General features: G+C 50.1%; 2 rRNA genes (1 of these 2 cut by a window edge). Both read right to left on the bottom strand.

The window, feature by feature from the left end:
* A 23S ribosomal RNA gene (locus tag MY7_RS00010) occupies window positions 1-436 on the bottom strand (it extends 2,494 nt beyond the left edge of the window).
* Between the two features lie 175 nt (window positions 437-611).
* Window positions 612-2,161 (bottom strand): 16S ribosomal RNA (locus MY7_RS00005).
* The 16S and 23S rRNA genes sit together here, the layout of an rRNA operon.
* Window positions 2,162-2,500: the final 339 nt, after the last annotated feature.

The following is a 2,500-nucleotide window of genomic DNA, read 5'->3' as shown; positions in this document are numbered from 1 at the left end:
TCACGTGTTCCGCCGTACTCAGGATCCACTCAGGAGAGAACGAAGTTTTGACTACAGGGCTGTTACCTTCTATGGCGGGCCTTTCCAGACCTCTTCATCTACCTCGTTCCTTTGTAACTCCGTACAGAGTGTCCTACAACCCCAAGAGGCAAGCCTCTTGGTTTGGGCTGGTCCCGTTTCGCTCGCCGCTACTCAGGGAATCGCATTTGCTTTCTCTTCCTCCGGGTACTTAGATGTTTCAGTTCCCCGGGTCTGCCTTCTCATATCCTATGTATTCAGATATGGATACCACTCCATTACGAGTGGTGGGTTTCCCCATTCGGAAATCTCCGGATCAAAGCTTGCTTACAGCTCCCCGAAGCATATCGGTGTTCGTCCCGTCCTTCATCGGCTCCTAGTGCCAAGGCATCCACCGTGCGCCCTTTCTAACTTAACCGTTAAAAAGAATCACTACGTGATATCTTGCATTACTAATTGAATGTGAATTACTTCTGTTATCTAGTTTTCAAAGAACAACATCTCGAAGAATCGAATGATCCTTCAAAACTAAACAAGACAGGGAACGTTCTGTTTATAAGACCCAAGGTCTTATATTCCGTTAAAATCCTTAGAAAGGAGGTGATCCAGCCGCACCTTCCGATACGGCTACCTTGTTACGACTTCACCCCAATCATCTGTCCCACCTTCGGCGGCTGGCTCCTAAAAGGTTACCTCACCGACTTCGGGTGTTACAAACTCTCGTGGTGTGACGGGCGGTGTGTACAAGGCCCGGGAACGTATTCACCGCGGCATGCTGATCCGCGATTACTAGCGATTCCAGCTTCACGCAGTCGAGTTGCAGACTGCGATCCGAACTGAGAACAGATTTGTGGGATTGGCTTAACCTCGCGGTTTCGCTGCCCTTTGTTCTGTCCATTGTAGCACGTGTGTAGCCCAGGTCATAAGGGGCATGATGATTTGACGTCATCCCCACCTTCCTCCGGTTTGTCACCGGCAGTCACCTTAGAGTGCCCAACTGAATGCTGGCAACTAAGATCAAGGGTTGCGCTCGTTGCGGGACTTAACCCAACATCTCACGACACGAGCTGACGACAACCATGCACCACCTGTCACTCTGCCCCCGAAGGGGACGTCCTATCTCTAGGATTGTCAGAGGATGTCAAGACCTGGTAAGGTTCTTCGCGTTGCTTCGAATTAAACCACATGCTCCACCGCTTGTGCGGGCCCCCGTCAATTCCTTTGAGTTTCAGTCTTGCGACCGTACTCCCCAGGCGGAGTGCTTAATGCGTTAGCTGCAGCACTAAGGGGCGGAAACCCCCTAACACTTAGCACTCATCGTTTACGGCGTGGACTACCAGGGTATCTAATCCTGTTCGCTCCCCACGCTTTCGCTCCTCAGCGTCAGTTACAGACCAGAGAGTCGCCTTCGCCACTGGTGTTCCTCCACATCTCTACGCATTTCACCGCTACACGTGGAATTCCACTCTCCTCTTCTGCACTCAAGTTCCCCAGTTTCCAATGACCCTCCCCGGTTGAGCCGGGGGCTTTCACATCAGACTTAAGAAACCGCCTGCGAGCCCTTTACGCCCAATAATTCCGGACAACGCTTGCCACCTACGTATTACCGCGGCTGCTGGCACGTAGTTAGCCGTGGCTTTCTGGTTAGGTACCGTCAAGGTGCCGCCCTATTTGAACGGCACTTGTTCTTCCCTAACAACAGAGCTTTACGATCCGAAAACCTTCATCACTCACGCGGCGTTGCTCCGTCAGACTTTCGTCCATTGCGGAAGATTCCCTACTGCTGCCTCCCGTAGGAGTCTGGGCCGTGTCTCAGTCCCAGTGTGGCCGATCACCCTCTCAGGTCGGCTACGCATCGTCGCCTTGGTGAGCCGTTACCTCACCAACTAGCTAATGCGCCGCGGGTCCATCTGTAAGTGGTAGCCGAAGCCACCTTTTATGTCTGAACCATGCGGTTCAAACAACCATCCGGTATTAGCCCCGGTTTCCCGGAGTTATCCCAGTCTTACAGGCAGGTTACCCACGTGTTACTCACCCGTCCGCCGCTAACATCAGGGAGCAAGCTCCCATCTGTCCGCTCGACTTGCATGTATTAGGCACGCCGCCAGCGTTCGTCCTGAGCCAGGATCAAACTCTCCGATAAAGTAGTTTGACTGACTACGCACATCGCTGTGCGATTTATTTAAAACTTTGAATTAACAGGTACGTTTTGTCTTGTTTAGTTTTCAAAGAACTTTTTTCACTTCTCTCGAAGCGACCTCTTAATCATAACATTTTCAGTTTGCTAGGTCAATACTTTTTTTGAAAAATATTTTCGCTAGGCTTGCCTTTCTATTAAAAAGACAACAAAAATTATTATATCAGCATCATCATTATGTGTCAAAGCTTTTTTTCATTTCTTTATATAGTAAAAGCGCAGCCTGTTACAGCTGCGCTTTTACGTTTATACTTCTTCCGTTTCTTCCGGCTCTTCTTCATTCTT

Origin of the sequence: Bacillus sp. 5B6 (assembly GCF_000259405.1) — a bacterium.
Classification (GTDB): domain Bacteria; phylum Bacillota; class Bacilli; order Bacillales; family Bacillaceae; genus Bacillus; species Bacillus velezensis.
This window is presented reverse-complemented; position numbering and strand designations above follow the sequence as displayed.